Genomic DNA, 26,879 nt, shown 5'->3' with positions numbered 1-26,879 from the left:
TTCCAAATCAGCTGAGGATCAAAACAACGACCATGCCAAAGATGGTCAGCAGCGTGTTTCCGATGGCATAGGGCATCCCGTATCCCAGCGCGGGAATTCGGCTTTGGGCCGCTTCCTGTATCATCCCCAGCGCCGCCGTGGTGGTACGCGCACCGGCGCAGGCCCCGAACAGGATGGCCGGGTGAAACTTGAAGACATAGTGTCCCACATAGACCGAGAAGATCATCGGCAAGGACGTCGCCACGATCCCCCACAGCAGCAAGGCAATACCCGCCTGTTGCAGCCCGGCGATAAAGCCCGGCCCGGCGGTGATTCCGATCACGGCAATAAAGACATTCAGGCCGAGTGTATTCATCAACCACAATGACGGGCCGGGAATGCGCCCAAATGTGGGATGCACCGTACGCAACCAACCCAGCAAGAGACCTGACAGCAATGCGCCGCCCGTGGTCGACAGGCTGATCGGAAACCCGCCCATCGTGATGGCCAGCGTCCCGACCAACCCACCGAGGAAAATGCCCCAGCCGACAAAGGCCAGATCAGTTGTGTCTACGGGCCGGTCAGCATAGCCGATTTCGGCTATCACAGCCTCGACATGACGTTTGCTGCCCAGCACCGTCAGAATGTCACCGCGATGCAGCACGGTGCCCGGTAACAGAGGCAATTCAACCATGTTGCGCATCAGCTTCGAGACATAGACGCCGCGCGCCATGGACAGCTTGCCCAACTCCTCCAGCGTTTTTCCGTGCACCTCTTTGTTGGTGATCAGAACATCCAGCTTTTCGGACGGGATACTCAGCAGTTCCGGCGCGTCAGCCTCTTTCAGCTTGGCTTCGAGCAATCCCACAAGGTCGGCCCGGCGGCCTGAGAACATGACGGTGTCGCCCGCCTGCAGGATCGTATCATCTTCGACCTCGACGATCTGGTCGCCACGTTTGATCCGCTCGGCATAGATGCGGACGCCGGGCATGAGGTCTTTGACGGGTTGGCCCAGAAGATCGCTGCCCTCGGGGATCACGAAGGCGCGGGATTCGATGGCGCGATAGCCCGAAACGATCCCCTCGCCCGTGTCCACGGCCGCACCACCGCCCAGCTTCGCCTCGTATTCCTTGCAGGCGGCGACCAGATCAACGCCGATCAGACGCGGCCCGATCTTGGCCAGAATGATGGCCGAGCCGATGGTGCCGTAGATATAGGTGACCGCATAGGCAATCGGGATCTGGTTGGCATAGGTTTGCGCCTGCTCGGACGACAGCCCCAACTGGTTGATCTGATCCGTCGCCACCCCAATCGCAGCCGAGATTGTCTGCGATCCAGCATAAAGCCCGGCGGCAAAACCAAGCTCCAACCCGGCAATCTTGGCGGCAACAACCGGGACGATCAGGCACAGGGCCAGTACGCTGAGCGCAAACAGAACCTCGCGCGCGCCATCGGCCTTGAGCCCTCGGATAAACTGCGGCCCGACGCCGTATCCGACGGCAAAGATAAACATGATGAAGAAAGTGGATTTGACGGCCGAGTCGACCTCGATATGCACCTGCCCGATCACGACAGCAGCCAGCAGAGTTGCGGTTACGGTGCCCAGACTGAACCCGAACAGCTTCCATGGACCAACCAGAAACCCGATGCCGATGGACAGAAACACCGCCAGTTCGGGGTAGCTGCGCAACACATTCACAAACCAGTCGATCATCGCCCATCTCCTGTAACCACGTCACCCCAGAGGCCGGGATACCGTTCATATGAGTAGCCGCAGGCCTTCACACAGGACAATCAACCAATCAAACCGTCACGCTGCCTGGCGGAAAAGAAATCAAATGCATCAAGTCAAGGCGACGATATCGTAAGATATGAATTTGTCTAGGATTTTTCCGAACTCCGAGGCTTAGTGCCTATTACGGGACCTTGCGCCCTCATGCGTGATGGAATGCAGCGAAAGAGTGTGATCCATGTTCCGCATCCGATGCCGCAGCATCTGCCGACACAACCGGGCAAGATCATCTGCATAGGCCGTGTCACCGGCGACGTTCTCGAACTCACCCTTGCCGTGATGGTCGAACAGGATCGGCGGCAGGTCGGCTGCAAACTCAATCAACGTGAAGCGATCATCGCGCAGGATGCCCAGACATGAATCGCTGTTGCCCGTCCCCAAGCGCTGTTGCCAAAGGGTCGGGTTCTCTGGCTCGGAAAAATCAAGCTCGCTGAAGGAATAGTTTCGCCAATCGTCGGGCACATTGCCCTGCAATAAGGGTATCAGGGACCGACCGTCCATCTCGTTCGGGGCGGATTGCCCGACCCATTGCAGAATGGTCGGCGTGATGTCGATGGATTCAGTGGGAACCGTCACCTCAGCCCCCGCCCGCGCCTGATTTCCGGGCATCCGGATCATCAGCGGTGTGTGATAGGCCGCGTCATAGACCGTCATCTTGCCCCAGCTATGCCGGTCGCCCAGCATCTCACCATGATCCGCCGTCAGTACGATCAGCGTATCGTCATACTGTCCGCTGTCCTTCAGGTACTGGACCACGCGGCCAATATGGTGATCCACCTCGCTCGCCAGTCCGAAATAGATCGACCGCAGGGTGCGGATGTTCTTATCCGTGGGCTCGACTGTATCAAAACCGTGCACGAACTCTTTTTCGGTGTAGACCTCCAGCTTGGGGCCGAAGAACGGGTGCTGGGCTTTCTCGTCTTCGGGCGTGGCCAGCCGGTCAGGCAAAGGCACGCTGTCCGGGTCATACATGGTGTTGTACGGCGCTGGGGCCACCAGCGGCGGATGCGGGCGGATATAGGTCAGATGGGCAAACCAGTTCTGATCGTGATGCGACGCGATACCTTCAAGAAACGCGTCGGTCAGAAAGGCCGTGTCACTGTCCTCGGCCCGATACATCGCCGGGTCGTTTAGTTTGGGCGGCCCACCCGACGGCGAAACCGGCTTGTAGACGTCCATATAACTGTCGAACGCATAGCCCTTTTTCATCAGATGCGCGCGCCAGGGAAAGGATTCCTCCAACCGCATCTCGACAACTTCAAGGAAGCCTTCCATCGACTGTTCATAGGTCCGCAGGATCGGATCATTCGGGTCGTAGGCACGCGGGTCTGCCGGGGTGTCGGTATAGCCGAACAGCATCGGTAGATAGCCCGCCTTGCGCATTTCGGTCGCGATATTGGGAATATCGTGGCGCAGCGGCGTACCGTTACGGACCGAGCGGTGGTTCATCGCATATTGCCCGGTCAACAGCGATGCGCGTGACGGGCCACAGGGGTTGGTCACCGAATAGTGCCGTTTGAACGTCACCGCCTCGGCCATGAAGGATCGCAGATTTGGCAGGTTTACGTGATCCGCCAACGCTCCGAACAGGCAATCTGCCCGAAGCTGGTCGATGATGATGAACAGAACTTTCCCAGCCTGACCCATGTCGCGCACCTCGATTCCGCACCCGAATTTCTGATGCGGACTGTGTCGCGGAACGACTGGCCTCGCAAGAACTTAGTCGAGCTCGTACTTGGTCTCGTAATTTTCCCTCAGCGCCGGGTCCTGATCTTCCTTGCGCAACAGGCAATTGCCGATCGACAGAACCTCGATATCCGTACCCATGAAGCAGCGGAACGCATCGGTCGGGGTGCAGACAATCGGTTCGCCCCGCACGTTGAACGAGGTATTGACGACCAGAGAGCACCCGGTCAGGTCTTTGAACTTCGAAATCAGCGCGTGATAGGCCGGGTTGGTGTCCTGATGCACGGTCTGGATGCGGGCGGAATAATCCACATGGGTCACCGCCGGGATCTCGGACCGTTTGATGTTCAGCTTGTCGATCCCGAACAGATCGTTTTCCTCATCCGTCATCTGGCGGCGGATTTTATCCTGAACATCGGCCACGATCAGCATATAGGGGCTGTCGCCATCCAGTTCGAACCAATCCGCGACGTCCTCCCGCAGGACAGACGGCGCGAAGGGGCGGAAGCTTTCGCGGTATTTGACCTTCAGATTCAGGGTTTTCTGCATCGACTCGGATCGCGGGTCCCCCAGGATCGAGCGTGCGCCCAAGGCGCGTGGCCCGAACTCCATCCGACCCTGAAACCATCCGACCGCTTTTCCGTCCGCCAGCGCTTGCGCAGTCTGATCGACCAGTTCACCGTTTTCGTAGGTGGTGAACTTCGCCCCGGCACGGGTCAGCTCCTCGGCAATCTCATCATCTTCGAAACGTGGGCCCAGATAGGCCCCCTGCATCTGATCGCCCGAGGTGACCTGTCGTGGGTTCCCCAATTCCTGATGCCACACAGCACAGGCGGCCCCTAGTGCCCCGCCTGCGTCCCCGGCGGCAGGCTGAACCCAGACGTTGTCAAACGCGCCGTCCCGCAAAATCTTGCCGTTTGCCACGCAGTTCAGAGCCACACCGCCCGCCATGCACAGATTTCGGATGCCGTGTTCGCGCGCCAGATCTCGGGTGATACGCAGCATGATCTCTTCGGTCACGGCCTGAACGGATGCAGCGATATCCATATGAAACTGCGTCAATTGATCGGTTTCGGGCTTGCGCACCGGCTGGCCAAACAAATCCTCAAGCGCCTTGCTGGTCATGGTCAGACCGGCGGTATAATTAAAGTACGTCTGGTTGAGCCGGAACGAGCCGTCCTCTTTCAGATCAACCAGATGTTCGAGGATCAGATCCTTGTATTTCGGCATACCGTACGGGGCCAAACCCATGACCTTGTATTCGCCGGAATTGACCTTGAACCCGGTGTAATAGGTGAAGGCGGAATAAAGCAGACCCAGCGAATGCGGGAAATGCAGTTCCTTGACCATCGTCAGCTCATTGCCGCGCCCGATACCAACCGTGGTCGTGGCCCACTCACCCACACCATCCACCGTCAGCACAATCGCCTCTTCAAAGGGTGAAGGGTAAAACGCGCTGGCGGCGTGGCTGACATGATGTTCCGAGAACAGGATCTTATCGACGGTAAAATCGGGATCGATTTTGCGAAGCTGCTTGTTCAGCAAATCCTTCAGAAAAAGCTTTTCGCGCAACCAGACCGGCATGGCCATTCGGAACGAATTGAACCCGCGCGGCGCGACTGCGATGTAAGTTTCGATCAAACGTTCGAATTTCAGAAACGGTTTGTCGTAGAACACAACATTGTCCACGTCCGCCAATGTGATGCCTGATTCGGCCAGCACGTATTGGATCGCCTTTTCCGGAAATCCGGGGTCGTGTTTTTTGCGGGTAAACCGCTCTTCCTGTGCGGCGGCCACGATCTGGCCGTCGCGCAACAATGCTGCGGCGCTGTCGTGATACAGCGCGGAAATGCCCAAAATGTACGTCATAAGATCAGAACAGCGTGTAGACGAACGGCGCAATGGCCGAACCTTGGCTAAGGACGATCAGCCCTCCGAATACACCCAACATGACAAAGATGGGCAGCAGCCAAAACTTCTTTCTGACCCTCAAAAACGACCAGAGCTCGGAAACGAATGTCACGTCTGGTACTCCCTTCTTTAAAACTGTTGTTTCATGCTGCCAGGCTGGTCCTTACGGACGACCCAATAGCTATCTGCACTGCTGTCTAGCCTTTCGGACAAAAGGTCTTTGCCCAACAAACGCGCCACAAGGCCAAACGGCACAAAGGTGGTGATGAAGACCAGAAACATCACGACAGGCGCGACAATGGCCCCCAACAGCATACCAAACTTGAACCAAAGCCGGTTCGGTTTGGCCAAAACCTGCGGGGCAAGAAAGGTCAGCGCAAGGATGATCCCTGCAATAGCAAGCAGTATCCAACGCGGAGACCCGCCGCCAAATACAGGCCACAGGGCAATGATCAGAAAAACCGCTGTGAAGACAAATCCGAACCCGCGCTCGGACCCGATTTCGACATCAACATTCGCGTGATGGTCAGACATGACACACAACCAAACAACTAAAACTCAACCACATGTAATAAGGTAGCATTACCTTCGGTTGAAACAAGTGAATTGGGTCACAATGCGACCGGGAATCTGCCCTCTGACGCCAAGCAGTGTCACACCCAGGCCATTCTGATCCCCCAAATCCCCGCGAAAGCGCACAAAGCCGTTGCAGCCCGTGGGCGTTTTCCGTCACATGTCCTCATGACGCCGCCCAAGATCACCTCTGAGCGCGAAAGCACCGGCACACATGTGCGCATTTCGGGCGCGCTGTTGACGCAGTCCTTGGAAACGGTCGAACGCGACTTCGCCGCGGTTCAGCCAGTTGGCGGCGACGTGACCGTGGACCTGTCGGAAATCGAGGCGTTGGATACCGGCGGGGCGTGGTTGGTGGCGGACCTGTCGCGGCGGTTCACGGCCAATGGTGCGCAGCTTCAGTTTCTGGGGTTGAAACCGGCACATGCCGCTTTGATCGATACCGTATCGCACAACATCCCCGACAAGCCGGGGCGGCTGGCCAAACCCAGGACCTTCGCCGATTGGGTCGAGAGCGTTGGTCGCAGCACCTTCGGGGCATGGAAGGATACGCTGTCGATCCTCGGGTTTCTGGGTCTGACCCTGCACCGGCTGGCCCGCACGATTGCAATGCCATGGCGGTTGCGGCGGGCGGCCCTGTTCACGCATATGGAAGAAACCGGGTTCAAGGCCCTGCCCATCGTGGCGCTGATGGGGTTTCTGATCGGCGTTGTTCTGGCCTTTCAGGGGGCCACGCAGCTGAAACAGTTCGGGGCCGAGATTTTTGTGGTCGAACTGATCTCAATCTCGGTTCTGCGCGAGTTGGGGATTTTGCTGACCGCGATCATTGTCGCGGGCCGGTCAGGCTCGGCCTTTACCGCCTCAATCGGGTCGATGAAGGTGCAGGAGGAGATTGACGCCATGCGCACGCTGGGTCTGGACCCGATCGAGGTTCTGGTGGTGCCACGTGTTCTGGCCCTGCTGATCATGTTGCCAATTCTCGGCTTTGTCGCCGATATGGCCGGGCTGTTCGGCGGCGCGTTGATGAGTTGGATCGATCTGGGCATCAGCCCCGGCATGTTCATCACGCGCCTGAACGAAAGCACCGATGTCTGGCAACTGGCCGTTGGCTTGATCAAGGCCCCGTTCTTTGCGCTGGTCATCGGGGTCATCGCGTGCTGGCAGGCCATGCAGGTCAAGGGCTCGGCGCAAAGCGTCGGGCAACGCACCACCGCCTCGGTGGTGCAGTCGATTTTCATGGTGATCGCGATCGACGCGCTGTTTTCGATCTTCTTCTCAGAGCTGGGGATCTGACATGGACGGCACCGTGCAGCATCAGACAACCCCGGTGGACGCACAGCGCGAGGCCGTGATCCGCGTGCGTGGGCTGCGCAATCAATTCGGGCCGCAAGTGGTGCATGACGACCTGAATCTGGATGTCTGGCGGGGTGAGGTTCTGGGCATCGTCGGCGGCTCGGGCACCGGTAAATCGGTACTGTTGCGCACGATTGTTGGGCTCAACACACCTGCGGCGGGCAGTATCGAGGTTCTGGGCGTCGATGTTCTGAACGGCCCCGAAGAAGATCGCCGCCGGATCGAGCGCCACTGGGGCGTCGCCTTTCAGGATGGCGCGCTGTTTTCTTCGCTGACTGTGCTGCAAAACGTCATGGCCCCGCTGCGCGAACATACCGGTATCAGCGAACGGTTGATGGAGTCGCTGGGCGCATTGAAAATCAGCCTGGTCGGGCTGCCACAGCTGAGTTGCGGCAAGTTCCCGTCGGAACTGTCGGGCGGTATGCGCAAACGGGCCGCGCTGGCCCGCGCCCTGTCGCTGGACCCCGAGATCGTGTTTCTGGACGAACCCACCGCCGGGTTGGATCCCATCGGTGCGGCTGCTTATGATGCCCTGATCCGCGAGTTGCAGCAGGCGCTGGGACTGACCGTCTTTATGGTCACGCACGATCTGGACAGCCTTTATGCCATCTGCGACCGGGTTGCCGTGCTTGCAGAAAAGCGCGTGCTGGTCGAAGGTCCGATTGAAGAGATGACCAAGGTCGATCATCCTTGGGTGCAGGAATACTTCACAGGCCCCCGCGCCCGCGCGGCGCAGGACAAAGGGCAGGACAGGTAGAGGCGATGGAAACCCGGGCGAATTACATTCTGATCGGCGCGTTCACCCTTGCGGGCATTCTAGGGGCGTTCGGCTTCTTCCTGTGGCTCGCCAAATTCGAAGTGACCCGCCAATACGCCTATTACGATGTGCTGTTCGACAATGTCTCGGGCCTGTCGGCGGCTGGCGGCGTCAGTTATAACGGTCTGCCGGTCGGACAGGTTATATCCTTGAATCTGGATGAGGACGATCCGTCGAAGGTTCGTGTGCGCATCGAGGTGGACGCCGATATTCCGGTCACCGAAGAAACGATTGCGCAGTTGCAATCGCTGGGGGTGACCGGGGTCGGCTATGTCGAACTGACGGGGGGCTCCGCCTCGGCAGCGCGTTTGCCGCAGGACAGCGTGATCAAAAGCAAACGCAGCACCATTCAGTCCCTGTTTGAAGGCGCGCCCAAAGTGCTGGACGAGGCCGTGACCCTGCTACAGGAACTGAACTCGGTCGTGGATGAGAAGAACCGGAAGGCCGTATCCGACATTCTGGACAACCTCGCCTCGGCCACCGGTCGGCTGGACAAGACGCTTTCGGATTTCGAATCCGTCTCGGCCAATATCGGCAATGCGGCGCAGGATATCGGGGTCTTCACCAAAAAGCTGGACCCGTTGATCAGTTCCGCTGAATCCACCCTTGAAACCGGTACGGACACATTGAAGTCGATCAAAACCGCTTCCGACACCGCAAAAGAGGCGCTGGATGAGGCCAAGGTGACCCTGACGACGACCAACCGCGTGATCGAACAGGATATCCGCCCGTTCATCGAACGCGGCTCGGACCTGGCCGAGAACCTCACCCGGTTGTCGCAGGAGGCTGGCGCATCCCTCAGCGTGATCACCGAGACCGTTCTGAACGCCAACACGACGCTTGGATCGATCACCTCGACCATGGACTCGGCCAAGGGGGCGCTGGCCTCGGCAGAGCGGGCCTTTGACTCGGCCAATCAGGTGATCGATACCGACGTCGCCCCGGTGGCGCAGGATATTCGCCGGGCCGCCAATCAGGTGACCGAGACCGTCGCAGGCATTACCGACAAGATCGACAAGATCTCTGACGACGTGCTCAGCGCGTCGAATTCCGCGAAAGAGCTGCTGGGCACCATCGACGGGGTGGTGCAGGACAATCGGCGTCAGGTGTCTGATTTCCTGCGGGTCGGATTACCGCAGTTCATTCGGTTTATTGAAGAATCCCAGCGTCTGGTCATCAGCCTTGATCGCCTGGTCGACAAGGTTGAACGCGACCCGGCACGGTTTTTGCTGGGCACCCAAGCATCGGAGTTCCGTCAATGATAAGGCCCCTTATTTTATCCCTGGTGGCTGTGATACTGGGCGGCTGCGCCGGTTTGGGCACGTTGCAGCAGGCCTCAAAACCGAACGACCTGTATCTTTTAACGCCCAAAAGCACGTTCGCATCCTCGCTGCCGCGTATCCAGAAGCAGATCGTGGTTGAAGAACCCACCGCAACAGCGGCTGTGAACACTGATCAGATCGCGGTGCAACCGACCCCTTTGCAGGTTCAATACCTGCCCCGCGCGCGATGGGTGGATCGGGCCCCGCTGATCGTGCAGGCGCTGCTGGTCGAAAGTTATGAGAATTCAGGCAAGGTTGCGGCTGTTGGTCGTTCAACCGTGGGTCTTCGCGCCGATTACGTCATCGCGCCGGATCTGCGCGAATTTCAGGGCATCGTGGTGTCCGAGACCGAAAACGGCAAAACCGTCCGCATCGAAGTCCGTATGAACATCAAGATCATCGATGAATATGAAGACAAGATCATTGCCTCAAGCTCGTTTCAGGAAAACGTAGTGGCCGCCAGCGATCAGACGCCCGATCTTGTCAATGCCTTCGACGTCGCATTGGGGCGAACCATGCGGGACGCGGTGGAATGGAGCGTGCGCCGGATCAATACACACGCTGCCAATAACCCCCGTTCGACCGTTAACTGACGCCGTCAGAAATGCGCGGCTGACGCGCGCTGCCAATCCGCTGCATATTCGGGCGGAATCGTGTCGGACAGAAACGCACCTTCATCGACCAGCGTGTATAGTTCGGCGTAAGAATACTCCCGCTCGTCCGCTGTACGGCGGCGGATGTCAGCGAGCGTCAGTTCGGACACGGTCTGTTTTCCCATCGCGCCCAGCAACTCGCGGAAGCTTTCTAACGTGGCGTCATGATAGCGATGCACCCGCTGGCGTTTTTGCGGAACATTCACCGCGCGGCCCCGGATCGGGTCCTGTGTGGCCACTCCCGAGGGGCAGCGATTGGTGTTGCAATGCAACGCCTGAATGCAGCCCACCGCAAACATCATCGCGCGGGCGGCGTTACACATATCCGCGCCAAGGGCGAATTTTTCGACCATGTCGTAGCCGGTCGCCACTTTGCCCGAACATATGATCCGGATCTTGTCGCGAAGCCCGACACCGCGCAGGCAGTTGTTCACGAAGATCAACGCCTCGTTCAGCGGCATCCCCAGACGGTTGGTGAATTCAACCGGCGCTGCCCCGGTTCCGCCTTCCGAGCCGTCAATTGTGATGAAATCTGGCAGAATTCCGGTTTCCAGCATGGCCTTGCAGATCGCCATGAACTCGGACGGGTTGCCGATGCACAGTTTGAAGCCGATCGGCTTGCCGCCTGACATCTCGCGCAGATGCTGTACGAATTCGATCAACCCGGTGGGGCCGTCGAAAGCGGAATGAACGGGGGGTGAGATCACATCCTGATGTTCGGGCACGCCCCGGATCTCGGCGATTTCCTTGTCGACCTTCGCGGCCGGAAGCACCCCGCCATGCGAAGGCTTTGCCCCTTGCGAGAGCTTGATTTCAATCGCTTTGACGACGTCTTTCTTGGCTTTCTCCGCGAACTTGTCCTTGTCAAACCCACCTTCGGGCGTGCGACAGCCGAAATAGCCGGTGCCGATCTGCCAGATGACATCGCCACCTTCGGCCAGATGATGCGGCGACAGCCCACCTTCGCCCGTGTTATGCGCAAACCCGCCATCCTTCGCCCCGCCGTTCAGGGCCCGGATCGCATTGGCGCTGAGCGCGCCAAAGCTCATGGCCGACACATTCAGACGCGACGCATCATAGGGTTTGTCGCATTGCGGCCCGCCCAGCATCACCCTTTCTTCGCTTTCGTGCACATCCTTGGGCGCAAGCGAGTGGTTGGCCCGATGGTAGCCCACAGTCAGAATGTCGTATTGGGTACCAAACGCCTGCGTATCGACCTGACCCTTGGCGCGGGAATAGACAAGGCTGCGAATGATCCGGTTATAGGGCCGCCCGCTTTCGTTGGTTTCCACGAAATATTGCCGGATCTCAGGGCTGACGAATTCCAGCATGTACCGAAAATGCCCCAGCACCGGATAGTTGTTCAGCACGTTATGCTTGGTGGTCAGCATGTCATACATCCCGATCACGGCGTACGGGATCAAAATGACCAGCAGCCAGTGCGCCGGTGGCCAGAAAAAGCCCAGGATCGCCACCAAGGGCAGACAGACGAAACTCAGAAAATAATAGAGCCTGCGTACAACCATTCCTGATCTCCTTGGGTGGGTTGTTGGTGGGGACGGTCTGAACCCATGTGATTTAGACCGAAGGCGTTGACGCCAAAGTGAAACATCTTGGCTTTTGATTGCAAGCCCTTAGGTTTCGCGGAAACAAACCGGTCGGGAATGTGAAACCACGTTACAGGTTTGATTGATCCCGCGGTTCGCGCACAGTATGCCGGTCAAGCGACAGCAATAGGCGGGACGGGTGGCGGGACCAAACGGCAAGACTGCGAAACATGGGCGTGTCCTGATGTTCCTGTCAGTATTCGTGGGCGGGGCGCTTGGGTCGCTTCTGCGCGAACTGTTTGCGCTGGACATTCCCGGCGTGCCCATCCTGACCGCAACCTTTGGCATCAACATCTTCGCGTGTTTTGTGCTGGGCTGGCTGTATGCCATCCGGCACCGGGTCCACGCGCATGTTCTGCATCTGGGGGCCGTTGGGTTCTGTGGCGGGCTGTCAACGTTTTCCTCATTCGTGGCAGAACTTGACCGGCTGGCCCAAACCGCGCTTTGGACGGCCCCCGCTGCTGCGGCGCTTGAGATCGCGTTTGGTCTGGCTGCGGCCCTTGTGGGTGAGGCATTGGGGCGGTGGTTTCATGCAAAAGGTGGGCGGCAATGATTGACCTGTACCTGCATGCGATGTTCGGCTTGGGCGGCGGGCTTGGTGCGGTTCTGCGCCATTGGCTGGCATTGCGGGTCACCCACGCCCTGCCCCTGTCCACGCTGATCGTGAACGTTCTGGGCAGCCTGCTGCTGGGCCTGTGGATCGGCTATCTGGGCGGTCCGGTCGAGATGGGGGACGAGCAGAACCGCTTGGTTTTTGGCTTTTGCGGCGGGTTCACGACGTTTTCCAGCTTTGCCTATCAAACGCTGGAATTACGCCGCAAGCGCACATTGGCAGTGGCCGCAGGCAATATCATGGTCAGCCTTATTCTGTGCTGGGGGGCCTTGTGGCTGGGGTTGGTTCTAACCCGCTAATGGGCATGTACCTGAGCCGTTGTGCCCGGCTTCGGGGCCCGGCAGAAGAACAGCAGCGGCAAAGTCGCCAGCGCCAGCAGCCCCAGATTGTTGAACACGGTCAGGTACGAGATCATCTCGGCCTGTCGCGCGATCTCTTGCCCCAGAATGGCCGCGCCCTGGGCACTGTCCGGTGTCAGCCCCAAGGGCGCCAGATAAGCCTGTGCCGCCGGGTTATAGGGCGTGACGTTCTGGCTCAGCACCGCGGTATTGGTCTGCAATCCCCGCACGACCCAAGTCCCGACCAGTGAAATACCAACCGATGAGCCCAACTGACGGGTGACGTTGAACAGGCCCGAGGCCTCGTCCTGCCGCGCTTTGCTGATGCTTTCGAAGGCCAGAATGGACATCGGGACAAAGACAAGCCCCATACCCAGACCGCTGATGATGCCGGGAATGGCCAGTTCCCAGAATCCTGCATTCAAGTTCAGCATCCCCATCATGAAATTGCTGATTGCGGTCAGCGTCATTCCGACCCCGGCCAGCACACGGGGGTCAAACCGTTTCACCAGCACGGCCCCGGTTGCGACCATGGACACGCCGGCCGCAAGACCACGCGGGATGAACAGGTGGCCGGATTCGATGACCGGATAGTCCAGCAGCGTCTGAACAAAGGTCGGTAAAATGGCGATGCCGCCATAGAGCGACACCGCAAACCCCACGATCACCAGATTACACAGAGCAAAGTTGCGGTCCGCGAAAAGGCGCAGATCAACAACCGGAGTTTTTGCTGTCAGGCAATGTACGATCAACCCCAGCGCGCCCAGAACCGACGCAACAAGCGCAACCTGAATAATGCGCGAGGACAGCCAGTCCTTGGTCTCACCCTGATCCAGAATGAATTGCAGGCACCCGATGCCAAGGGCCAGAAGCGCAAGGCCCTGCCAATCGATCTTCACCTCTTCGGTCTCGTCTTTCGGCAGCTCTCCGGCAAGCAACAGCAGCGCCATGGCCGCAATGGGAAGGTTCACGAAAAAGACCATCCGCCACGAAAAATACTCGGTCAGGATCGCGCCCACCGTTGGGCCCAGAACCGGGGCCACGACCACACCGAGGCCAAATACGGCCATCGCCTCGCCCCGTTTTTCGCGCGGGAAGGCGTCGAACAGGATGGATTGCGACAAGGGGATCAGGAAGGCCCCGAACATGCCTTGCGCCAGCCGGAAGAACACGATGGTCTCAAGGCTCCAGGACAGGCCGCACATGATCGACATGCAGGCAAAGCCGGTCACGGCGGTCAGGATCAAGCGGCGTCGCCCGACCCGACGCGCGACAAAGCCGGTCAGCGGCATCACCACAACCGCCGAGACGATATAGCTGGTCAGGATCCACGTGGCCTGATCGGTTGTGGCCCCGAATGCGGCCTGAATATGCGGCAGGGCCACGTTGACGATTGTGCTGTCCAGCACTTCCAGAATAGCACTGCAGACCACGGCGACCACGATCACCGGATTGACGTGGCTGCTTGTCACGCCGGTCATTGTGTTGCCGCTGTTGTGTCCACGACCACTTTACTGCTGCCGCCGACCCGCAGGGGCGCATCGGTCGGATCAAGCTCGATCCGAACGGGGAAGCGGCGGGTGACCTTGACCCAGTTGCCGCTGGAATTCTCGGAGGGCAGCAATGAGAATGTATCCCCCGACCCGCGCCCGATCGAGGCGACTTTGCCCGTCAAAGTCACTCCCGGCAGCATGTCGATCTGAACCGTCACCGGCTGACCGGGACGAATGCGCGGCAGCGCGGTTTCCTTGAAATTCGCATCGACCCACCAGTCGGCGGATTCGACGATGGAAAACTGCGGCGCATTGGCAGACACCGACGATCCGGGCCGCAGGGTCAGGTTGGCAATCCAGCCATCGGCGGAAGCAAAGACTTTGGTCCAGGCCAGATTGGCCTTGTCGATTTCCAGCTGGGCGCGTGCTGACAGTATATCGTCCTGCTTCGCCGCCAGCCCGCTTTGCAAGGCCAAAAGGCTGGACTGGCTGCTGGTCAACTGTGCCGAAGCCTGCGCGAAATCCGAGGTTGTCTGATCCAGCGAAGACTGCGCCACATCCCCTGTCGAGAACAGAACCTTGGCGCGTTCCAGCGCCTTTTGCGCTGTGTCATAAGCGGATTGCGCGCTTGCGACCGATGCCTCGGCGGCCGCAATCTGAGTTGCGTATGATTTGGCCTGCTGCTCGGCGCTGTCCAGATTGGCCTTGGACTGATCCACCGACGCCTTGAACTGCGTGTCATCTATGGTGAACAGCAGATCGCCGCTTTTGACCGCTTGGTTTTCGTCAACATGTACCTTGGCCACCTGCCCGGTCACCTGCGGCGCGATGTAGATGATATTCGCGCCGACATAGGCGTCTTGCGTGGACGGATACCTCTCTTCATGTCGCCAGAACAGGAACAGCCCCGCACCAATCGCGGCAAGCATGACAAGAATTGCGACCAGCTTCAGCGACTTCATAACTCAGACCTTCTTACATCGGGTGCACATGCATACGGATCGCCAGATTGCCCAAAATCCAGACTGTGCCCAGGATGATGATCAGCAGAACAAGGGTTGAGAACAGGATCAGATCCAGATCCTCTCGGCTGCTGCGACGGCGGTCGATATGCAGGAAGTAGACAAGTTGGAAAATAAGCTGGGCCAGCCCCAGCAGACCGATGGTCAGATACACTCCGGTCGTTTCGATCCCCCAGCGATAGGCCACGCCGAACATGGCAAACGTCAGCAGCAGTGACCCGCCATAGCCAATCACATAGCGCCGCCGCTCGCGCCGGTGCATTTCAGAGCGTTTATCCATAGGTCAGCCCTCCGAAATAGACGATTGTGATGATGCCGATCCAGATTAGGTCGAGAAAGTGCCAGAACAGCGCCAGCCGCACCACGCGCGAGATCACCAGATCGGTCATGCCCATCACCCGCAACTGGATGCCCAGCACCACCAGCCACACGCAGCCGGCGGCCACGTGAAGGCCATGCAATGGAACAAGACCGTAGAAGGCCGACAGAAACCCACTGCGCTGCGGGATGCCGCCCTTTTCGGCCATGGCGATAAAGTCCCGGATTTCCAGAACGAGGAAGCTGATGCCCAACAGCAGCGTCACGCCGAACCACAGAATAATCCTTGGCCGGGGCAGGTTGTATTTCAGGGCCAGCATTGCCAGCCCAACGGTCAGACTGCTGGTTAACAGGATCATCGTCTGGGCGAAGATGCTGGTCAAATCGAACAACTCATGCGGGCCCGGACCGCCCGCCTGCGCATCGATCATAGTGATATAGATGGCAAACATCAGACCGAAATAGACCAGATCGCTCATCAAAAAGACCCAGAAGCCGAAGGTTACAACCTCGGACGCCTTGTGGGCGCTGGCGTGGCGGTCGCCGAGGTTGATCCCCGGATAGCTGTGGGTTGGCGCGCGCTTCATGTCACCGCCTCCAAATCCGGGCGGGCGAGGCCGCGGTTTTCCGGCGCGGTCTCATGATCACGGTCCACGGCGGCTTCGCTGTGGACCAGCGCCAACCATGCCTCATGCTCTTTGCGCACCTCTTCGGCTGGAATCGTGATCTCGGTGCTGGTGTCGAAGGTCCAGAGGATGAAGGCCAGGATCATCGCAACAGTCATAAGCGCAGCCAGCCACCAGATCCACCAGACCAAGGCAAACATCCAGATGCCACTGGTCACGCAGAGGATGAAGCCGATACCTGTGTTTCGGGGCATTTCGATGTCTTCATAGGCGTCCGGCGTCGGATAGGCCGCGTTGCGTTCCTTGGCGATGGCAAAGTTATCCCGGTCCGTCACCTGCGGGATGATGGCAAAGTTATAGGGCGGCGGCGGCGCCGGGATCGACCATTCCAGAGTGCGCCCATCCCATGGGTCCCCTACAGGCACGCGGGTCTTATCCCGGTCGCGGATGCTGATCCAAAGCTGGACCAGAACTGAAAACAGAGCCGCCGTTATGACCAGCGCTCCGATAACGGCGACAATCATATAGGGGTGAAAGCTGGGGTCTTCCCAACTGTAGGACCGGCGCGGCATGCCCATCAGGCCGACAAAGTACAGCGGCAGGAAGGTCAGCATGAACCCAATGGTCCAAAGCGCAACAGTCACCCTGCCCCAACCTTCATGCAGGCGGAACCCGAAGGCCTTGGGGAACCAATAATTATAGGCAGCCAGCAAACCGAACAGCACGCCCGGAAGCAGCACATTGTGGAAATGAGCCACCAGAAACAGCGTGTTATGCACCTGATAGTCGACAGTCGGGTTTGCCAGGATCACGCCGCTGAGCCCGCCGATCACAAACAGCATCAGGAAGGACAGCCCATACAACATCGGCACCGAGAACCGGATGCGCCCGCGCCAGAGGGTGGCCATCCAGTCATAAACCTTCACTCCGGTCGGGATCGCAATCAGCATGGTTGCAATGCCAAAGACGGCGTTGATCAGCGCGCTTTGGCCCATGGTAAAGAAGTGATGCAGCCAGACCGTAAAGGACAGTACCGCAATCGACATGGTGGCGATGACCAGCGAGGTGTAGCCATAAAGTCGTTTGGCCGAGAAGGTCGCGAAGATCTCGGAATAGATGCCATAGGCGGGCAGGACCAGCAGATAGACCTCGGGGTGGCCGAACAGCCAGAACAGGTTGGCGTAGTTCATCATGTTGCCGCCAAGGTCATTGGTGAAAAAGTGGAAATCCAGATAACGGTCAGCGGCCAGCAACAGCGCCGCAACACCCAGGGGCGGCATGGCAAAGACGATCAGGATCGAGCTACAGATGATCGTCCAGCAATACATCGGCAGCCGCATGAAGGTCATGCCCGGTGCACGCAGCTTGTAGATCGTGACGGCAAAGTTGATCCCGGTCAGCGTGGTTCCTATCCCAGAGACGACAATGGCCCAGATCCAGTAATCCGGCCCAACGCCGGGATTAAACGCGGCCCCTGTATAGGGCGGATAGGCCGTCCAACCTCCGGTCGAGAAATGGCCCACAACCAGCGACACCATCAGCATCATGCCTGCTGAAACGGTCAGGCCTAGGCTGATCTGATTCATCACCGGGAAGGCCACATCCCGCGCGCCGATCATCAGCGGGACGACATAGTTGGCGATACCAAACACAAAGGGCACGGCCACGAAGAAGATCATGATCGTGCCATGGGTGCTGAACAGTTCAGCGAAGTGCTCGGCCTCAAGGAACCCCTCGCCCGGTCCTGCGGCCTGTTGCGCGCGCATGACAACGCCTTCCAGCACGCCCCGCGCCAGCATAACTATGGCGAAGACGACATACATGATGCCGATTTTCTTGTGGTCAGCGCTGGTCAGCCAATCGCGCCAGAGCGGACCCCACAGGCGGAACCATGACAGCAGGGCAACCACCGCAACCGCGCCAACGATAACCACCGCTGCGGCGGCATTGGCGACGATCTCATTTGCGTTCGGGTTCTGGATCAGACCCGTGATGGGAAGCGCATCCCAGCTGAGGCGACCGAAAAAGCCGGACTCTGATGTCATTGCCCGACCTCCTGCCCGTAAGCGGTTGTTCCCGGTTGTTGATCCAATGGCAAAGCCTGCCCCGAGTGATAGCGATGCAGGATCGTCTGAAACAGATCACCGTCGTCCAGCCGGAAATACAGCGCGTTTTCAGGCATTTGCGGAGTACCAAGTGCCGCCTGCACTTCATCCCGGTCTGTGCGCATGGCGAGGGTCTGATAGGTCGCCTGATCCAACACGATGCCATTTTGCCGGACACTTTCGACCCATGTCTCGAATTCGTCAGGCTGCATGGCAAGCGTTTCGAATTTCTGCTTGGTGAAGCCGCGCCCGTTATACTGGGTGTTCTCGCCTTGCATCGTCTCGGGCCGGTCTGCCACCAAATGTAGCTGAGTTGTCATGCCGGGCATCGCATAGATCTGCCCCGCAAGCGCCGGGATCATGAAGGATTGCATCACCGTATCCGTGGTCAGCGTCATGGCGATCTGCTGATTGACGGGAATGCCCAGTTCGCCCACGCTGGCGATGCCCAGTTCGGGGTAGATAAACAGCCATTTCCAATCCAGACCCACAACCTGAACCTGCACGGCGGGCTCGCCCCCGAAAGGTGCAGCATAGGGATCCAGCCTGTGGGTCGCCTTCCACAGATAGAAGGACAGGATCGCCACGATCACCACCGGGATACCCCACATCAGCATCTCCAATGGGCCAGAAAAGTCCCAGTTCGGCCTGTAAGCCGCAGTGCCACCCTTTCGGCGGCGATAGCGCAGCGCAATCAGAGGGACCAGCACCAGAACAGGAACAACCGCCACAAGGATCAGCACCGTCGCCCGCAACATGTGTGTTTTCTGAACGGCCGCTATAGGGCCCTGAGGGTCCATGAAACTGTCGCTGGCACCCGCAATCTGGGCCGAGGCAACCAGCATAGCCACCGCGATCAGCGCCAAAACCGACCCGAGGGGCATTCTGATGGTACTCATACCTGCCTGTCCTCTGTGGCCCCCGATTAGCGTCAACTATCGGCAAGTGCAGGACAATTCTCAAGGTTTTTTCGAGAACGTAGAGGATTCGTCTATTGGAAGAGCAGGAATGGATTTATTTGCCCATTTCCTGCATCTTTGATGGCAAGAACTTTGGGTTTAACCAGACAGGCACAGGGCAGCAAACATCCGATGCGCGCATTTCTTTCCATCCTTCTGTTGGTCTTTGCGGCCAGCAGCGCCAATGCGCAGGATCGCGCAGCGGTTGAGCGGCAATTTCAGTCCTGGCTGAACCAAACGATCTGGCCGCAGGCCCGTGCCAAGGGTGTCTCTCGTGACACCATGAACCGCGCCTTTTCGGGTGTCACTTTGAACTGGGACTTGCCCGATCTTGTCCCGCCCGGCAGCAAGGCGAAGACGCCAAAGAAGCAGAAGCAGGCCGAGTTCGGCTCGCCCGGGCGGTATTTCAACGCGGGCTCGGTTCAGGGGGCAACGTCTGTCGGGCGGCAAATGGCGACACGTCATGCCGCAACCCTTGCAAGGGTTGAGGCGCAGACCGGTGTGCCCGCGCGCATCCTTCTGGCCATCTGGGGCCGGGAAAGCGGATATGGACAGGTCCCGATCCGACATGACGCCTTTCAGGTGCTGGCCACCAAAGGGTTCATGAGCACACGAGCGGACTATTTCACCGGTGAATTGATCGACGCATTGCAGATTGCCGAGGCCGGGCATGTCCGGGACATGAAAAGCTCGTGGGCCGGGGCGTTGGGGCAGCCGCAATTCATGCCATCCAGCTTTCTGACCTATGCCGCCGACGGAAATGGCGACGGGCGGGCGGATATCTGGGGTTCTGCCGATGACACGCTGGCCTCGATTGCGAATTATCTGGCCCGGCATGGCTGGGTCACTGGTCGAGACTGGGGGTTCGAGGTGACGGTGCCCAACACAGTGTCCTGCGCGCTGGAAGGGCCGGATCAGGGACGGGTCATTCGCGATTGGGCGGCAATGGGCATCACGCGCGTCTCGGGCAAGCCCTTCCCGGCCCATGAACTGGTGGGTGAGGGCTATCTGATGATGCCCGCCGGGCGCAACGGACCTGCCTTTGTGGTAACGCCGAATTTCTACGTGCTGAAAGAGTACAACAAAAGCGACCTCTATGCCCTGTTTGTCGGCCATGTCGGAGACCGGATCCAGTTTGGCGTCGGCGATTTCTCTGGCCGCTGGGGGAAGGTTGGCGGCCTATACCGCTCGGACATTGCGGCGATGCAACGCGCGCTCGAAGCGCAAGGCCATGACGTCGGCGGGGCGGATGGGCTACCGGGGTTCAAAACCCGCCGATCAATTGGACGCTGGCAAGAGGCGACCGGCCAAAGCGCGACTTGTTTTCCGGAACAGCACATGAAGGTCAGCCTGAAAAACTGATCGGGGCATATGCAATGCACAATGGATAAACTCCGGATGACAAATCCTTCACGTTAACGATTGGATTTTGACTCTGACCCTTCCAAATGGCACGATTTATCCTATTCACGCCCATAAGGACGGGCATCATTGATTGATCTGGTTTCGCAGCCTATGAGGAAATGCCGGACGCGCTGCGACCTTCCGGCCGAATTACGAATTGAGAGGCACTATGACACGTAAGGTCACCAAAGCGATTTTTCCCGTAGCCGGGCTGGGCACCCGATTTCTGCCAGCAACGAAATCGGTTCCAAAGGAAATCATGACCCTCGTTGACCGTCCCCTGGTGCAATATGCCATCGACGAAGCACGCGCTGCCGGGATTAAGGAATTCATCTTTGTAACTTCGCGCGGGAAATCCGCGCTTGAGGATTATTTCGACCACAATCTGGTGCTGGAACAGGCGTTAGAGGCCAAAGGCAAACACGATCTGTTGGAAACGCTGAACGCCACCAACATGGAAAGCGGCGCGATTGCCTATATCCGTCAGCACAAGGCGTTAGGGCTGGGCCACGCGGTCTGGTGCGCGCGGCGTCTGATCGGGGATGAGCCCTTTGCCGTGATGCTGCCCGACGACGTCATCGCCGCCGACAAACCGTGTTTGCAGCAGATGATCGAAGCCTATGAGGAAACAGGCGGCAACATGGTCGCCGCGATGGAAGTTCCGCATGAACAAACAAGCTCGTATGGGGTTCTGGATGTGGGCGACAATGTGGGCACCGTTGTGCGCACGCGGGGTATGGTTGAAAAACCCAAGCCGGATGAGGCGCCTTCGAACCTGGCCGTGATCGGGCGCTATGTGCTTGGCCCGTCGGTCCTCTATAACCTGAATTCGATGAAATCCGGCAGCGGTGGCGAGATTCAACTGACCGATGCGATCGCGGAAGACATCCGCAACGGCGTACCGGTCTTTGGCTACAAGTTCGACGGGCAGCGCTTCGATTGCGGCTCGAAAGCCGGGTTTTTGCAGGCCACAGTGGCCTTTGCGCTGGCCCGCGACGATCTGCGCGGCGATCTGAGCCAGTATCTGAATGACATCGTTGCCACGGGGAAAGCGGCCCAATAATCACAGGCCCTTTCCCTTGACTGCAATTAAGGCGATACCGTCGGGTACTTGCAGTTCAAAGGCGTGCGCATCATGAATACTGTCTATCCCGTCATTCTGTGCGGTGGGTCAGGCACCCGACTTTGGCCCCTGTCGCGCAAAAGCTACCCCAAGCAGTTCGTGCCGCTGGTGGGTGAGACGAGCCTGTTGCAGGATTGCGCCCAGCGGATGCGCGGGCCGGACGGCGCGCCGTATGCCAAGCCCTTGATTCTGACCAACGAAGCCTTCCGCTTTGTTGTGCCCGAGCAGTTGGGGGCCGTTGGCATCGACCCCGGCCCGATTCTGATCGAGCCCGAAGGGCGCAACACTGCGCCTGCGGTTCTGGCGGCTGCGTTGTATCTGGCCAACAGCGATCCAGAGGCGATCATGCTTGTCGCTCCGTCTGATCACGTGGTCCCAGACAAATCCGCCTTTCATGCCGCCGTGGCGCAAGGCGTGAACGCGATTTCTGACCGCGGGGATCTGGTGACATTCGGCATCACGCCGGACCGGCCTGAAACGGGCTACGGCTACTTGAAGCTGAGCCAGACGCCTGACACATCCGGCGGGGCCGTGCCGCTGGATCGGTTTGTAGAAAAGCCGGATTTGGACAATGCCAAGGCCATGCTGGCCGATGGCAGCTATCTGTGGAATTCAGGGATTTTCCTGTTCGCCGTGCGCGACATCGTTGCTGCGTTCGAAGAACACGCACCGGGATTGATCGCCCCCGTCAAACAAGCTGTCGATCAGGCAAAAACCGATCTGGGCTTTCTGCGGCTGGATGCCGGGGAATGGGCGCAGGCTGACGACATTTCGATCGACTATGCGGTGATGGAAAAGGCCCAAAACCTCAGCGTTGTTCCCTATGCCGCCGGCTGGTCCGATGTGGGAAGCTGGACCGCCGTGCACGAATTGAGCCACCCCGACACAGACGGTGTTGCCACGACCGGAGAAGTCACAACCATCAACTGCCACAACGTCTTGATCCGCTCGGAATCCCCGGCGCAAGAAGTGGTGGCAATGGGTCTTGAAAACATTATCACCGTCGCCATGCCCGATGCGGTTCTCGTCGCCAGCATGGACCGGGCTCAGGACGTCAAACAGGCGGTCACCGCTTTGAAGGCCAAGGGCGCCAGTCAGGCGGAATCCCTGCCCGTCGATCACCGCCCGTGGGGGTGGTTTGAAAGCCTTGTGGTCGATGACCGGTTTCAGGTCAAACGCATCCACGTCAATCCCGGCGCAGCGCTGAGCCTGCAATCACATCACCACCGGTCCGAACACTGGATCGTCGTCAAGGGCACGGCCAAAGTCACAATTGACGATGAGGTCCGCCTGGTGTCGGAAAACCAGTCGGTCTACATCCCGTTGGGCGCGGTTCACAGGATGGAAAACCCCGGCAAGGTTCCGATGGTATTGATTGAGGTTCAGACCGGCAGCTATTTGGGTGAGGATGACATCATCCGGTACGAAGATATCTACGCGCGCAGCTAACTGCGTCTGAAAGTTGGGTTCACAGAATCACCCACCCAGAACACCCTTGGCGAATGCCTGAACAGATCAGCGCTCAGTCAAGGTTTGTCCCCAAATTGGAAACCACCTATTAGCGGCAGGTAAATCGGGCGTTCGGCCCGGTCAGACGGGATTCACGCGCCTCGCGGCAGGGTGGCGCGCAACAGAAACGTCGGACCGACAGCTACAGGAGGACGCGCCCCGTGTCTCAGAACTCACCCCGATTGAACCTGCCTTTCCTGCAACCGTCTCAGGCGCAGAAACATGTCACCCATAACGAGGCGCTGCGCGAGCTGGATCTGGTTGTTCAGTTAACCGTCGCAACTGTCGACGCAACCACGCCACCACCCGCACCCGAGCAGGGTGAAATCCACGCTTTGGGTGCGACACCCGGCGGGGACTGGTCGGGGCATGGCGGTGAACTGGCCGCATGGCTGGACAACGCCTGGCGTTTTGTCTCTCCTCAACCGGGATGGCGCGCTTGGGATCTGGCCAGCGCGCAATCGAAGATTTGGGATGGCAACGCGTGGGTTACTCCTCCGATTGCGACGCAAAATCTGGACGGTCTGGGTGTCGCCACCAGTTATGACAGCACCAACCGATTGTCTGTTCGCAGCCCGGCCACGTTGCTGAGCCATGATGGCGGCGGTCACCAGCTAAAGATCAACAAATCCGGCGCGTCCGAGACCGCATCCCTGCTGTTCCAGTCCAATTGGACGGGCCATGCAGAGATGGGGCTGTCCGGCAGCACTGGCTTTTCGATCAAAGTGTCCCCGGATGGCGGGACATGGACCGAAGCGCTGAGCTTTGATCCCGCCACCGGCCACGCAGCTGGGTCGGCGGTCCAGAGCAGCCCCGATGACACAACCTCGGGTCGCCTGATGCGCGCGGATTACGGCTATGGGCCGGGCAACCTGCTGGGCACAGTGTCAGAAGCGGCAGGCACCCCGACCGGCGCAGTGATCGAACGCGGCAGCAGCGCAACCGGGGACTATGTGCGCTTTGCCGACGGGACCCAAATCTGCACCGCCACATTGCCCGCGACCGATTGCACAAATGTCGAGGGTGCGCTGTTTGCCAGCGCCACCGCGACATGGGCCTTCCCTGCAACCTTCGCGGACACACCCGCAATTAGCGGCGACGGCGGCGCTTTGGCGCGGTTCGTGGGCTTCGATACCCCATCCGGTTCACAAGCAGCCTACAAGGTGCTGTCCGCAACCTCGGACAGCGCAACCGTGTCACCAACTGCCATCGCTGTCGGGCGCTGGTTCTGACGTAACGCCCTTTCGTTACCCGGCGCAGACTGAACGGGTTGAGTGGATTTGCCTCAACCCGTTCTCTGCGCGCCCAGAGATTGAATCCTCTGCACCAAATCACACCGTCAGAACAGCAAGAAACTGTCGAATGCCGGTCAAAGCCCCTGTCAGGCATTGAAACTGGGCGCAGTTTCTTTGATGGTATCCGCGCCGCAGGCGGTAATTGGTGAGAAGGATTTTTTAGAATGCGTATTGCGATGATCGGCACCGGCTATGTGGGCCTGGTGTCGGGGGTGTGTTTCTCGGATTTTGGCCATGACGTGATTTGTGTCGACAAGGCAGAAGCAAAGATTGAGATGCTGCGGGCCGGAGACGTTCCGATTTATGAACCCGGCCTTGATGTGCTGATGGCCAAGAACGTGGCCGCAGGACGGCTGAGTTTCACCACCGATCTGGCCGCAGCCGTGGACGGCGCGGATGCAGTTTTCATCGCGGTCGGCACGCCGACGCGCCGCGGCGATGGCCACGCAGACCTGACCTATGTAATGGCGGCCGCGGAAGAGATTGCTCAGGCCGTCACCGGCTATACCGTCATCGTCACCAAATCGACAGTGCCCGTGGGCACCAACCGCAAGGTGCATTCGGTTGTCTCTGCCGCCAATCCGGATGCGGATTTCGATGTCGCCTCGAACCCGGAATTCTTGCGCGAAGGCGCGGCGATTGACGATTTCATGCGCCCCGATCGTGTGGTGGTTGGCGTTGAAAGCGATCGCGCCGCCGAGGTGATGGCCGAGATCTACCGCCCGCTCTATCTGCGCGACTTCCCTATCCTGACCACCGATCTGGAAAGCGCCGAGATGATCAAATATGCCTCCAACGCATTTCTGGCGACCAAGATCACCTTTATCAACGAAATCGCGGGCCTGTGCGAACGGGTGGGCGGCGATGTGAAAGAGGTCGCGCGCGGCATCGGTCTGGACGGGCGTATCGGCAACAAGTTCCTGCATGCAGGGCCGGGCTATGGCGGCTCGTGTTTCCCGAAAGACACCGCCGCGCTGGCGCGGATCGGACAGGAACACGCCCATCCCATGCAGATCACCGAAACCGTCATACGCGTGAATGATGAGGTGAAGAAGCGGATGATCGAGAAAATCCGCGAGGCCTGCAATGACAGTTTCAACGGCAAAACCGTTGCGATGCTGGGCGTCACCTTCAAGCCCAACACCGATGACATGCGCGATGCACCATCGCTGACCATTGTCCCGGCCCTGATCGGCGGCGGGGCCAAGGTGCGCGTGGTCGACCCGCAAGGCAAATCCGAAGGTGAGGCCCTGTTGCCCGGTGTTGACTGGTGCGAGGATCCCTATGCCGCCGCAAAAGGGGCCGACGTCGTGGTTCTGCTGACCGAATGGAACGAGTTCCGCGCGCTGAACCTGAACGATCTGGCCGAGGCGATGAACACGCCCCGGATGGTCGATCTGCGCAACATCTATTCTGAAAGCAAAGTGCTGAAATCCGGCTTTGAAACTTATGTGGGGGTCGGGCGCTGAGCGCCCGATGAACTCGCCCTCACTTCGCAGCGTATAGCGGAACCGAGTTGCTGGCCCCGTCGGTCAATGCCTTGCTTTGATCGCGGCGCACTTGTTCATAGATCGCCAGAGACTCGGATGAGAACAATTCGGTCGGCGGCTGAACCGGGATAAAATTGCTGTGGGCATCAGACCCTCGTGCCAGCAGCGCATAGTCTTTGTCGGCCACCAATTGCCGGGCGCCGGGGCTGAGATAACGGATCGCCAGGCCGATCCGCCGATCTTCGGACTGGTTCGGCCCAGACCCATGGATCGTCAACCCGTGATGAAGCGACATCTGACCGGGCGCAAGCTCGACATGGGTTTTGTCACTGTCTGCAACGTCTACGGCCACCTCCTGACCGCGGGACAAAAGGTTGGTGTCCGAATAGGTATCCGTATGCGGCAGGATCGGATTCTTGTGGCTCGAGCGCACGAAATCCATGCACCCGCTTTCAACCGTCGCCGGTGACAGCGCAATCCAGGCCGTGACCTGATCGGGCGTCTCGCCTATGCCCCAATAGGTCAGATCCTGATGCATACCAACCGTGTGTTTGGTATTCGGCTCTTTGATGAAGAACTCGGCCGACCATATCAGAATATCGGGGCCAAGAACGCCTTCGACCACATCCAGAACGCGCGGGTCCTGCGCAATCTGCGCGGCAAGCGGAACGACCAGATGTGCGTTGACCCGCTTATAGGTGTTCAGCGGCAAGGGCAGATCTGCGGCCAGCCAGTCACGCTCGATCTGCTCCAGTTCCGCCCGATACCCGGCGGCTTCGTCTTTGGAAAAGACGGAAAGAGGAAACAGAAAGCCGTCCTGCCAATACTGGTCGGCCTGTTCTTGGGTCAAAGTGGTATTCATAGACATCCGGTCACCTGTTGGCTTTGCGC

Annotated in this window: 24 protein-coding genes; 11 read left to right on the top strand and 13 right to left on the bottom strand. The window is 59.0% G+C overall.

Annotated elements, in window-relative coordinates; genetic code table 11:
- Positions 1-7: 7 nt before the first annotated feature.
- From aspT to ACR0C9_RS12760, 5 genes are all read right to left on the bottom strand, one after another.
- On the bottom strand, positions 8-1,693 hold the full coding sequence (gene aspT, locus ACR0C9_RS12780; protein WP_170453736.1) for an aspartate-alanine antiporter: 1,686 nt from the start codon (positions 1,691-1,693) through the stop codon (positions 8-10).
- A 192-nt stretch (positions 1,694-1,885) separates the two neighbouring features.
- Complete coding sequence (locus ACR0C9_RS12775) at positions 1,886-3,418, bottom strand: sulfatase-like hydrolase/transferase (RefSeq protein ID WP_480781164.1); 1,533 nt, start codon at positions 3,416-3,418, stop codon at positions 1,886-1,888.
- Positions 3,419-3,490: 72 nt separating this feature from the next.
- Positions 3,491-5,326 (bottom strand): carbamoyltransferase family protein, encoded by a 1,836-nt coding sequence (locus ACR0C9_RS12770; RefSeq protein WP_480781163.1) that lies wholly within the window; start codon positions 5,324-5,326, stop codon positions 3,491-3,493.
- Between the two features lie 4 nt (positions 5,327-5,330).
- Positions 5,331-5,480: a DUF5989 family protein gene (locus tag ACR0C9_RS12765; protein ID WP_170453733.1), complete on the bottom strand. Its 150-nt coding sequence runs from the start codon at positions 5,478-5,480 to the stop codon at positions 5,331-5,333.
- 17 nt (positions 5,481-5,497) lie between these two features.
- Positions 5,498-5,902 (bottom strand): SxtJ family membrane protein, encoded by a 405-nt coding sequence (locus ACR0C9_RS12760; RefSeq protein ID WP_170453732.1) that lies wholly within the window; start codon positions 5,900-5,902, stop codon positions 5,498-5,500.
- Positions 5,903-6,109: 207 nt separating this feature from the next.
- On the opposite strand from ACR0C9_RS12760, the gene ACR0C9_RS12755 reads away from it, so the two are divergent.
- Genes ACR0C9_RS12755 through ACR0C9_RS12740 form a run of 4 tightly spaced genes read left to right on the top strand, consistent with a single transcriptional unit; the run spans position 6,110 to position 10,026 of the window.
- Positions 6,110-7,234: an ABC transporter permease gene (locus ACR0C9_RS12755; RefSeq protein ID WP_480584543.1), complete on the top strand. Its 1,125-nt coding sequence runs from the start codon at positions 6,110-6,112 to the stop codon at positions 7,232-7,234.
- Position 7,235: 1 nt separating this feature from the next.
- Positions 7,236-8,051 carry an ABC transporter ATP-binding protein gene (locus ACR0C9_RS12750; RefSeq protein ID WP_170453730.1) on the top strand — a complete coding sequence of 272 codons (816 nt, stop codon included), beginning with the start codon at positions 7,236-7,238 and terminating at the stop codon, positions 8,049-8,051.
- A gap of 5 nt (positions 8,052-8,056) precedes the next feature.
- Positions 8,057-9,373: an MlaD family protein gene (locus ACR0C9_RS12745; RefSeq protein ID WP_480781162.1), complete on the top strand. Its 1,317-nt coding sequence runs from the start codon at positions 8,057-8,059 to the stop codon at positions 9,371-9,373.
- A gap of 23 nt (positions 9,374-9,396) precedes the next feature.
- Entirely contained in the window at positions 9,397-10,026 is a 630-nt protein-coding gene (locus ACR0C9_RS12740) for an ABC-type transport auxiliary lipoprotein family protein (protein ID WP_480781161.1), read from the top strand.
- Positions 10,027-10,031: 5 nt separating this feature from the next.
- Here the strand turns inward: ACR0C9_RS12740 and ACR0C9_RS12735 are convergent, their stop codons facing one another.
- A complete protein-coding gene (locus tag ACR0C9_RS12735) occupies positions 10,032-11,612 on the bottom strand; it encodes an FMN-binding glutamate synthase family protein (protein WP_480781160.1) in 1,581 nt (526 codons plus the stop codon).
- A gap of 220 nt (positions 11,613-11,832) precedes the next feature.
- Here ACR0C9_RS12735 and ACR0C9_RS12730 point away from each other — a divergent pair, with 220 nt between their 5' ends.
- On the top strand, positions 11,833-12,246 hold the full coding sequence (locus ACR0C9_RS12730) for a fluoride efflux transporter FluC (RefSeq protein WP_480781159.1): 414 nt from the start codon (positions 11,833-11,835) through the stop codon (positions 12,244-12,246).
- A complete protein-coding gene (locus ACR0C9_RS12725; RefSeq protein ID WP_170622116.1) occupies positions 12,243-12,605 on the top strand; it encodes a FluC/FEX family fluoride channel in 363 nt (120 codons plus the stop codon). Before ACR0C9_RS12730 ends, ACR0C9_RS12725 begins: the two co-directional genes overlap by 4 nt.
- Here the strand turns inward: ACR0C9_RS12725 and ACR0C9_RS12720 are convergent.
- Genes ACR0C9_RS12720 through ACR0C9_RS12695 form a run of 6 tightly spaced genes read right to left on the bottom strand, consistent with a single transcriptional unit; the run spans position 12,602 to position 19,107 of the window.
- Complete coding sequence (locus tag ACR0C9_RS12720) at positions 12,602-14,125, bottom strand: DHA2 family efflux MFS transporter permease subunit (protein ID WP_480781158.1); 1,524 nt, start codon at positions 14,123-14,125, stop codon at positions 12,602-12,604. The two genes, ACR0C9_RS12725 and ACR0C9_RS12720, sit on opposite strands and share 4 nt — an antisense overlap.
- Complete coding sequence (locus tag ACR0C9_RS12715; protein ID WP_170522980.1) at positions 14,122-15,099, bottom strand: HlyD family secretion protein; 978 nt, start codon at positions 15,097-15,099, stop codon at positions 14,122-14,124. Before ACR0C9_RS12715 ends, ACR0C9_RS12720 begins: the two co-directional genes overlap by 4 nt.
- A 13-nt stretch (positions 15,100-15,112) precedes the next feature.
- The gene (locus ACR0C9_RS12710) at positions 15,113-15,439 is read right to left on the bottom strand and encodes a cytochrome o ubiquinol oxidase subunit IV (protein WP_480584532.1); all 327 of its coding nucleotides are present in this window, start codon (positions 15,437-15,439) and stop codon (positions 15,113-15,115) included.
- A complete protein-coding gene (locus ACR0C9_RS12705) occupies positions 15,432-16,064 on the bottom strand; it encodes a cytochrome c oxidase subunit 3 (protein WP_170453723.1) in 633 nt (210 codons plus the stop codon). Before ACR0C9_RS12705 ends, ACR0C9_RS12710 begins: the two co-directional genes overlap by 8 nt.
- Entirely contained in the window at positions 16,061-18,148 is a 2,088-nt protein-coding gene (locus tag ACR0C9_RS12700) for a cbb3-type cytochrome c oxidase subunit I (RefSeq protein WP_480781157.1), read from the bottom strand. Before ACR0C9_RS12700 ends, ACR0C9_RS12705 begins: the two co-directional genes overlap by 4 nt.
- Positions 18,145-19,107, bottom strand: a complete 963-nt coding sequence (locus ACR0C9_RS12695) for a cytochrome ubiquinol oxidase subunit II (RefSeq protein WP_480781156.1) — start codon at positions 19,105-19,107, stop codon at positions 18,145-18,147. The genes ACR0C9_RS12700 and ACR0C9_RS12695 overlap by 4 nt, the downstream gene beginning before the upstream one ends.
- Before the next feature lie 192 nt (positions 19,108-19,299).
- Between ACR0C9_RS12695 and ACR0C9_RS12690 the strand changes: the two genes are divergently transcribed.
- From ACR0C9_RS12690 to ACR0C9_RS12670, 5 genes are all read left to right on the top strand, one after another.
- Entirely contained in the window at positions 19,300-20,529 is a 1,230-nt protein-coding gene (locus ACR0C9_RS12690; protein ID WP_480781155.1) for a lytic murein transglycosylase, read from the top strand.
- A gap of 211 nt (positions 20,530-20,740) precedes the next feature.
- Complete coding sequence (galU, locus tag ACR0C9_RS12685; protein ID WP_170453719.1) at positions 20,741-21,634, top strand: UTP--glucose-1-phosphate uridylyltransferase GalU; 894 nt, start codon at positions 20,741-20,743, stop codon at positions 21,632-21,634.
- A 72-nt stretch (positions 21,635-21,706) separates the two neighbouring features.
- Positions 21,707-23,143, top strand: coding sequence for a mannose-1-phosphate guanylyltransferase/mannose-6-phosphate isomerase (locus tag ACR0C9_RS12680; protein WP_480781154.1), 1,437 nt, complete (start codon positions 21,707-21,709; stop codon positions 23,141-23,143).
- Positions 23,144-23,364: 221 nt separating this feature from the next.
- The gene (locus tag ACR0C9_RS12675; protein WP_480781153.1) at positions 23,365-24,435 is read left to right on the top strand and encodes a DUF2793 domain-containing protein; all 1,071 of its coding nucleotides are present in this window, start codon (positions 23,365-23,367) and stop codon (positions 24,433-24,435) included.
- A gap of 227 nt (positions 24,436-24,662) precedes the next feature.
- Positions 24,663-25,967: a UDP-glucose dehydrogenase family protein gene (locus ACR0C9_RS12670; RefSeq protein WP_480781152.1), complete on the top strand. Its 1,305-nt coding sequence runs from the start codon at positions 24,663-24,665 to the stop codon at positions 25,965-25,967.
- Between the two features lie 19 nt (positions 25,968-25,986).
- On the opposite strand, the gene ACR0C9_RS12665 is transcribed toward ACR0C9_RS12670, so the two are convergent.
- On the bottom strand, positions 25,987-26,850 hold the full coding sequence (locus ACR0C9_RS12665; protein ID WP_480781151.1) for a phytanoyl-CoA dioxygenase family protein: 864 nt from the start codon (positions 26,848-26,850) through the stop codon (positions 25,987-25,989).
- Positions 26,851-26,879 lie beyond the last annotated feature (29 nt).

Source organism: Ruegeria sp. C12 (genome assembly GCF_056537745.1).
This window is presented reverse-complemented; position numbering and strand designations above follow the sequence as displayed.

What these genes read in the sequence shown, in the direction of transcription:
- ACR0C9_RS12770 (WP_480781163.1), bottom strand. Translation starts at nt 5,326, where the DNA reads ATGACGTACATTTTGGGCATTTCCGCGCTGTATCACGACAGCGCCGCA.
- aspT (WP_170453736.1), bottom strand. Translation starts at nt 1,693, where the DNA reads ATGATCGACTGGTTTGTGAATGTGTTGCGCAGCTACCCCGAACTGGCG.
- ACR0C9_RS12760 (WP_170453732.1), bottom strand. Translation starts at nt 5,902, where the DNA reads ATGTCTGACCATCACGCGAATGTTGATGTCGAAATCGGGTCCGAGCGC.
- ACR0C9_RS12670 (WP_480781152.1), top strand. Translation starts at nt 24,663, where the DNA reads ATGCGTATTGCGATGATCGGCACCGGCTATGTGGGCCTGGTGTCGGGG.
- ACR0C9_RS12720 (WP_480781158.1), bottom strand. Translation starts at nt 14,125, where the DNA reads ATGACCGGCGTGACAAGCAGCCACGTCAATCCGGTGATCGTGGTCGCC.
- ACR0C9_RS12745 (WP_480781162.1), top strand. Translation starts at nt 8,057, where the DNA reads ATGGAAACCCGGGCGAATTACATTCTGATCGGCGCGTTCACCCTTGCG.
- ACR0C9_RS12775 (WP_480781164.1), bottom strand. Translation starts at nt 3,418, where the DNA reads ATGGGTCAGGCTGGGAAAGTTCTGTTCATCATCATCGACCAGCTTCGG.
- ACR0C9_RS12715 (WP_170522980.1), bottom strand. Translation starts at nt 15,099, where the DNA reads ATGAAGTCGCTGAAGCTGGTCGCAATTCTTGTCATGCTTGCCGCGATT.
- ACR0C9_RS12705 (WP_170453723.1), bottom strand. Translation starts at nt 16,064, where the DNA reads ATGAAGCGCGCGCCAACCCACAGCTATCCGGGGATCAACCTCGGCGAC.
- ACR0C9_RS12750 (WP_170453730.1), top strand. Translation starts at nt 7,236, where the DNA reads ATGGACGGCACCGTGCAGCATCAGACAACCCCGGTGGACGCACAGCGC.
- ACR0C9_RS12665 (WP_480781151.1), bottom strand. Translation starts at nt 26,850, where the DNA reads ATGAATACCACTTTGACCCAAGAACAGGCCGACCAGTATTGGCAGGAC.
- ACR0C9_RS12755 (WP_480584543.1), top strand. Translation starts at nt 6,110, where the DNA reads ATGACGCCGCCCAAGATCACCTCTGAGCGCGAAAGCACCGGCACACAT.
- ACR0C9_RS12690 (WP_480781155.1), top strand. Translation starts at nt 19,300, where the DNA reads ATGCGCGCATTTCTTTCCATCCTTCTGTTGGTCTTTGCGGCCAGCAGC.
- galU (WP_170453719.1), top strand. Translation starts at nt 20,741, where the DNA reads ATGACACGTAAGGTCACCAAAGCGATTTTTCCCGTAGCCGGGCTGGGC.
- ACR0C9_RS12735 (WP_480781160.1), bottom strand. Translation starts at nt 11,612, where the DNA reads ATGGTTGTACGCAGGCTCTATTATTTTCTGAGTTTCGTCTGTCTGCCC.
- ACR0C9_RS12710 (WP_480584532.1), bottom strand. Translation starts at nt 15,439, where the DNA reads ATGGATAAACGCTCTGAAATGCACCGGCGCGAGCGGCGGCGCTATGTG.
- ACR0C9_RS12725 (WP_170622116.1), top strand. Translation starts at nt 12,243, where the DNA reads ATGATTGACCTGTACCTGCATGCGATGTTCGGCTTGGGCGGCGGGCTT.
- ACR0C9_RS12680 (WP_480781154.1), top strand. Translation starts at nt 21,707, where the DNA reads ATGAATACTGTCTATCCCGTCATTCTGTGCGGTGGGTCAGGCACCCGA.
- ACR0C9_RS12700 (WP_480781157.1), bottom strand. Translation starts at nt 18,148, where the DNA reads ATGACATCAGAGTCCGGCTTTTTCGGTCGCCTCAGCTGGGATGCGCTT.
- ACR0C9_RS12695 (WP_480781156.1), bottom strand. Translation starts at nt 19,107, where the DNA reads ATGAGTACCATCAGAATGCCCCTCGGGTCGGTTTTGGCGCTGATCGCG.